This window comes from Streptomyces sp. RP5T (assembly GCF_003933965.1).
Classification (GTDB): Bacteria; Actinomycetota; Actinomycetes; order Streptomycetales; family Streptomycetaceae; genus Streptomyces.
In genome coordinates this window covers 1-6,167 of the sequence record NZ_RSAJ01000497.1, presented here as the reverse complement: position 1 = coordinate 6,167, position 6,167 = coordinate 1, and the positions used below count along the sequence as shown (strand labels likewise).

Below are 6,167 nucleotides of genomic sequence, written 5' to 3'. Positions count from 1 at the left end.
CCCCGGTCCCGTCGTCCTCCGCGATCGCGCCCTCCGGCCGCGAGGTCTCCCCGTCCCCGTTCACCCGGTCCCCGTTCTCCCCGTCCGCGTTCTCCTCGTTCGCCGCCGCGGGTTCGATGGCACAGGCAGTCATCGTCCGGTCACCTCCAGCGACGAAGGTAGTTTTCGCACGCACAGTCGTGGGACGGGCGGGCTTCCGCTTCACACAAAGGTGTGGCCCAGGAACGATTCGCCTGAGGAAACCGAGGCGACTGTGCTCGACGGGGCACGGGTTCCCGTCGGTCGACGCACAGGTTCAGCGGGGCGGACCAGGCAGGTAGCCTTTCCCCGTGCCCCGTCTGTCTGAAGTCATCGCCGCGCTGGAGAACCTGTGGCCCGCCGAGCGGGCCGAGTCCTGGGACGCGGTCGGTACCGTCGTGGGCGAACCCGACCAGGAGGTCGAGCGGGTCCTCTTCGCCGTGGACCCGGTCCAGGAGATCGTCGACGAGGCGGTGAAGCTGGGCGCGGACCTGCTGGTCACCCACCACCCCCTCTACCTGCGCGGTACGACGACCGTGGCGGCCTCGCACTTCAAGGGCCGGGTCGTCCACACCCTCATCAAGAACGACATCGCGCTGCACGTGGCCCACACCAACGCCGACAGCGCCGACCCGGGCGTCTCGGACGCCCTCGCGGGCGCGCTCGACCTCAGGGTCGTACGGCCGCTGGTGCCGGACCCGACGGACCCGGAAGGGCGCCGCGGGCTCGGCCGGGTGTGCGAGCTCGACCCCCCGACGACCGTCCGCGAACTCGCCGCGCGCGCCGCCGAACGCCTCCCGGCCACCGTCCAGGGCATCCGCGTCGCCGGCGACCCCGAGGCCACCGTCCGCACGGTCGCCGTCAGCGGCGGCTCCGGCGACAGCCTCTTCGACCACGTCCGCGCGGCCGGTGTCGACGCCTTCCTCACCGCGGACCTGCGCCACCACCCGGTGTCAGAATTCATCGCGGATCGCACCCACAGTCCCCTCGCGCTGCTCGACGCGGCGCACTGGGCCACCGAGTGGCCCTGGTGCGAGCTGGCCGCCGCCCAGCTCGACGAGATCTCCGACCGCCACGGCTGGAACCTGCGCGTGCACGTCTCCAAGACGGTCACCGACCCCTGGACCAGCCACTCCCCTTCACCTGGAGCCCCCAACTGAACGCCGCGCCCGCCGACCAGATCCGACTCCTCGACGTCCAGGACCTCGACGTCCGCCTCCAGCAGCTCGCGCACAAGCGCCGGTCGCTGCCCGAGCACGCCGAGATCGAGGCGCTCACCAAGGACGCCACCCAGCTGCGCGACCTGCTCGTCGCCGCGCAGACCGAGGAGAGCGACACCGCCCGCGAGCAGACCAAGGCCGAGCAGGACGTGGACCAGGTGCGCCAGCGCGCCGCCCGCGACCAGCAGCGCCTGGACTCCGGTGCCGTGACCTCGCCCAAGGACCTGGAGAACCTCCAGCGCGAGATCACCTCGCTCGCCAAGCGCCAGGGCGACCTGGAGGACGTCGTCCTGGAGGTCATGGAGCGCCTGGAGTCCGCGCAGGAGCGGGTGACCGAGCTGACCGGACGCGTCGCCTCCGTCCAGTCGAAGATCGAGGACGCGACCGCCCGCCGGGACGCGGCCTTCGAGACCCTCGACGGCGAGATCGCCTCGGTGACCAAGGAGCGCGAGGTCATCGCCGCCTCCGTCCCGGCCGACCTGCTCAAGCTGTACGACAAGCTCCGTGAGCAGCAGGGCGGCATCGGCGCGGCCAAGCTGTACCAGCGCACTTGCCAGGGCTGCCGCCAGGAGCTCGCCATCACCGACATCAACGAGATCCGCGCGGCCGCGCCCGACACCGTGGTGCGCTGCGAGAACTGCCGCCGCATCCTGGTGCGCACGTCCGAGTCCGGCCTGTAAGCGGCGGCGGGCGTGCGGGAGTTCATCGTCGAGGCGGACGGCGGCTCGCGGGGCAACCCCGGGCCGGCCGGCTACGGCTCCGTGGTGCTGGACGCGGCGACGGGGGAGACGCTGGTCGAGACGTACGAATACCTCGGCATCGTCACCAACAACGTCGCCGAGTACCGGGGGCTGTTGGCGGGCCTGCGCGCCGCGCACGACCTGGACCCCTCGGCCCGCGTCCATGTCCGCATGGACTCCAAGCTCGTCGTGGAACAGATGTCGGGCCGCTGGAAGATCAAGCACCCCGACATGAAGCCGCTCGCCCTGGAGGCGGGGCGGATCTTCCCGCCGGGGCGGGTCACGTACGAGTGGATCCCGCGCGAGCAGAACAAGCACGCGGACCGGCTGGCGAACGAGGCAATGGATTCGGGGGCGTCGGCGAGTTCGGTACGAAAGCTGTCGCCTGCGGCGGAGACGCCGACCGCCGACGCCGGCCGTCTGTCCGCTGCCGCGGGGAAGCGGTCCGCTGCCGCGGAGACGTCGGCCCCTGCGGGCGGGAAGCCGTCCACCGCCGTCGGGCGCCTGTCCGTTCCCGCAGAGACGCCGACCGCTTCCGCGGAGACGCCGACCGCTTCCGCGGAGACGCCGACCGCTTCCGCGGAGACGCCGACCGCTGCCGCGGGGAAGCCGTCTGCTGCCGCGGGGAAGCCGACCGCTGCCGCGGAGACGTCGGCCCCTGCGGGCGGGAAGCCGTCCACCGCCGTCGGGCGCCTGTCCGTTCCCGGAGAGACGCCGACCGCTTCCGCAGGGAAGCCGACCGCTGCCGCGGGGAAGCGGTCTGCTGCCGCAGGGAAGCCGACCGCTTCCGCGGGGAAGCTGTCTGCTGCCGCGGGGAAGCCGTCTGCTGCCGCGGAGACGTCGGCCCCTCCCGCCGAGAAGCCGACCACTTCCGCCGGACGCCTGTCCGCTGCCGGTGCCCAGGCCGACGTGCGGGCGGCCAAGGCCGTGGCGAGTCCCGGCTGGGCCCCGGCCGACATGGGCGCTCCGGCCACCTTCGTGCTCCTGCGGCACGGGGAGACCCCGCTCACGCCCCAGAAGCGGTTCTCGGGAAGCGGCGGTACGGACCCCTCCCTCTCCGAGATCGGCAGGGAGCAGGCCAGAAGGGCGGCCGAGGCGCTGGCCGCACGGGGCACGATCCAGCACATCCTCGCCTCGCCCCTGGCCCGGACCCGGGAGACCGCCGCCGCCGTGGCCGACCGGCTCGGTATCGAGGTCACTGTCGAGGACGGCCTCATCGAGACCGACTTCGGCGCCTGGGAGGGCCTCACCTTCGGCGAGGTGCGCGAGCGCTACCCCGACGACCTGACCAAGTGGCTCGCCGACCCCGAGGCCGAACCCACCGGCGGCGGCGAGAGCTTCGCGGCCACGGCGACGAGGATCGCGGCGACCAGGGACAGGCTCGTGGCGGCGTACGCGGGCCGCACGGTCCTGCTCGTCACCCACGTCACCCCGATCAAGACCTTCGTACGCCTGGCCCTCGGAGCCCCGCCCGAGTCCCTGTTCCGCATGGAACTGTCGGCGGCGTCCATGTCGGTGGTCGCGTACTACGCCGACGGCAACGCGAGCGTGCGGCTCCTCAACGACACGTCATACCTGCGGCCGTAGCTGCGAGGCATCCCGGGCCAGCCTCTCGACCCGCTCCCAGTCCCGCGCGGCGATCGCGTCCGCCGGAAGCATCCAAGTCCCGCCCACACAGCCGACGTTGGGCAGGGACAGATAGTCGGGGGCGTTCCCGGCCCCGATGCCGCCCGTGGGGCAGAACCGCGCCTGCGGCAACGGCCCGGACAGCGACCTCAGATAGGCCGTGCCGCCGGCCGCCTCCGCCGGGAAGAACTTCATCTCCCGCACCCCCCGCTCCAGCAGCGCCACGACCTCCGAGGTCGTCGACACCCCCGGCAGGAACGGCACCCCGGACCCCCGCATCGCCTCCAGGAGTACGTCCGTCCAGCCCGGGCTGACGAGAAAGCGCGCGCCGGCCGCCACCGACTCCCGCACCTGCTCGGGCGTGATGACGGTCCCGGCGCCGACCACCGCGTCCGGCACCTCCTCGGCGATCGCGCGGATCGCGTCGAGCGCGGCCGGCGTCCGCAGTGTCACCTCGATCGCGGACAGTCCCCCGGCGACCAGGGCGCGCGCGAGAGGTACGGCGTCGGAGGCGTTCGCGAGGACGACGACGGGGACGACGGGCGCGATGTCGAGCAGCGAGGCGTGCGAGGAGAAGGCCATGGCGTCATCCTGCCGAGGCGGTGCGCTGTGCGCAAAGGGTGTTGCACTCTCTGCAACGACAGGTCAGTGGATCTCGTCCACCAGCACATCCAGCGCCCACGCCTGCCCGGCCTTCACGGGCGCCGCAGCCTCCACCACGTACCCGAGGTCCCGCAGCGCCTCCACCAGCTCGGCCGGGCCCTTCGGGGCGACCCCCGCCGACAGCAGACTCCGCACCATCCGCCCCTTCGTCGCCTTGTTGAAGTGGCTGACGACCTTCCGGGTCGGCGCGTGCAGCACCCGCACGGTCGCCGTCCGCCCCGCGACCTCACCCTTGGGCTTCCACGCGGCCGCGTACGCGGAGGACCGCAGATCGAGCACGAGCCCGTCCCCGGCGGCCTCGGTGAGGACGGAGGCCATCGGCGTACGCCAGTGCGCGCCCAGCGCCCCGAGCCCCGGCAGCCTGACCCCCATCGAGCAGCGGTACGACGGAATCCGGTCGGTGGGCCGGACCGCACCCCACAGCCCCGAGAACACGAGGAGGGAACGCCCCGCACGCCTCTTCGCGGCGGCGTCGAGGGAAGCCAGGTCGAGGGCGTCGTAGAGGACACCCGTGTAGATCTCCCCGGCGGGCCGCGCCCCCGCGGTCCTGAGCCCGGTGTTCTTCGCGACCTCGCCCCGCAGCCCCTCGCTCAGTCCGAGCACCTCGCGCGCCTTCTCCTCGTCCCCGGCGCACAGCTCGACGAGCGCGTCGAGGACGGCCTCCCGGCTCTCGTTCAACCCCGGCAACGACAGCGACTCCAGCTTCAGCGGGGCGCCACGACCGGAGGACGCCTTGCCTTCGGAGGGAGGCAGCAGGACCAGCACGGAACATCTCCTTCTGTTGAGCTCCGGACAGCGTACGGGGCCCGATCTGCTTACCCTCGCTGTATGCCGCGCCGCCGCATACGTGTGACCGACGTCCCGCTCCGGGCCGCCTTCGCCGCCCTGCGCACCGAACTCGGGGTGCCCTCGGACTTCCCGCCCGAGGCCCTGTCGGAGGCCGAACGTCCCCCTCGGCCGGGGGCGCACGCCGACGCGACCGACGTCCCCCTCTTCACCATCGACCCGCCCGCCTCCACCGACCTCGACCAGGCGATGCACCTCGCCCGCCGCGGCACCGGCTACCGCCTGCGGTACGCCATCGCCGACGTCGCCGCGTTCGTGGACCCCGGATCGGCCCTGGACGCGGAGACCCACCGCCGCGTGCTGACCCTCTACTTCCCGGACACCCGGGTCCCCCTGCACCCGCCGCTGCTCAGCGAGGGTGCCGCCAGCCTCCTCCCGGACCAGGTCCGCCCTGCCGCCCTGTGGACGATCGACCTCGACGCGGAAGGCCGTACGACTGCGGCCGACGTCCGCCGCGCCCTGGTCCGCAGCCGGGCCAGACTCGACTACGAGGGCGTGCAGCGGGCGGTCGACTCGGGTACGGCCGAGGAGCCGCTGCGTCTGCTCGGCGAGGTCGGTGCGCTGCGCGAGCGGCTGGAGGTCGAGCGCGGCGGCATTTCCCTGCGGGTCCCCGAGCAGGAGGTGGTCGAGCGGAACGGCACGTACGAGCTCACGTACCGCGCAGGTGTGCCCGCCGACGGCTGGAACGCCCAGATCTCCCTGCTCACGGGCATGGCGGCGGCGGAGCTGATGCTCGCGTACGGCACGGGTGTGCTCCGCACGCTCCCCGCCGCCCCCGACGGCGCGGTGGGCCGCCTGCGCCGCACCGCCCAGGCCCTGCACATCGACTGGCCGCACCACGTGTCGTACGCGGCGCTGATCCGTTCCCTGGACCCGGGGACCCCTTCCCACGCGGCCTTCCTCCAGGAGTGCACGACGCTGCTGCGGGGCGCCGGATACACGGTCTTCCGGGACGGGGTCCTGCCGGACATCACCACCCACGCGGCGGTGGCCGCCCCCTACGCCCACTGCACCGCCCCGCTGCGACGCCTGGCCGACCGCTACGCCTCGGAGA

6 protein-coding genes are annotated in these 6,167 nt (G+C 73.1%); 4 read left to right on the top strand and 2 right to left on the bottom strand.

Annotated elements, in window-relative coordinates; genetic code table 11:
- The first annotated feature begins 329 nt into the window (after positions 1 to 329).
- From EHS43_RS34505 to EHS43_RS34495, 3 genes are read left to right on the top strand one after another with little or no spacing between them, the layout of a single operon-like run.
- The gene (locus EHS43_RS34505; protein WP_125194583.1) at positions 330 to 1,178 is read left to right on the top strand and encodes a Nif3-like dinuclear metal center hexameric protein; all 849 of its coding nucleotides are present in this window, start codon (positions 330 to 332) and stop codon (positions 1,176 to 1,178) included.
- On the top strand, positions 1,175 to 1,918 hold the full coding sequence (locus tag EHS43_RS34500; protein WP_125194584.1) for a zinc ribbon domain-containing protein: 744 nt from the start codon (positions 1,175 to 1,177) through the stop codon (positions 1,916 to 1,918). The genes EHS43_RS34505 and EHS43_RS34500 overlap by 4 nt, the downstream gene beginning before the upstream one ends.
- A gap of 12 nt (positions 1,919 to 1,930) precedes the next feature.
- Positions 1,931 to 3,565: a bifunctional RNase H/acid phosphatase gene (locus EHS43_RS34495; RefSeq protein ID WP_125194582.1), complete on the top strand. Its 1,635-nt coding sequence runs from the start codon at positions 1,931 to 1,933 to the stop codon at positions 3,563 to 3,565.
- Here EHS43_RS34495 and eda read toward each other — a convergent pair.
- Both eda and yaaA read right to left on the bottom strand, forming a co-directional pair.
- Positions 3,548 to 4,186 (bottom strand): bifunctional 4-hydroxy-2-oxoglutarate aldolase/2-dehydro-3-deoxy-phosphogluconate aldolase, encoded by a 639-nt coding sequence (gene eda / locus EHS43_RS34490; protein WP_125194581.1) that lies wholly within the window; start codon positions 4,184 to 4,186, stop codon positions 3,548 to 3,550. The genes EHS43_RS34495 and eda overlap by 18 nt on opposite strands.
- Positions 4,187 to 4,249: 63 nt before the next feature.
- A complete protein-coding gene (yaaA, locus tag EHS43_RS34485) occupies positions 4,250 to 5,032 on the bottom strand; it encodes a peroxide stress protein YaaA (RefSeq protein WP_125194580.1) in 783 nt (260 codons plus the stop codon).
- 63 nt (positions 5,033 to 5,095) lie between these two features.
- Between yaaA and EHS43_RS34480 the strand changes: the two genes are divergently transcribed.
- Positions 5,096 to 6,167, top strand: a 1,072-nt coding sequence (locus tag EHS43_RS34480) for a ribonuclease catalytic domain-containing protein (protein ID WP_125194579.1), incomplete at its 3' end; no start/stop codon positions are given.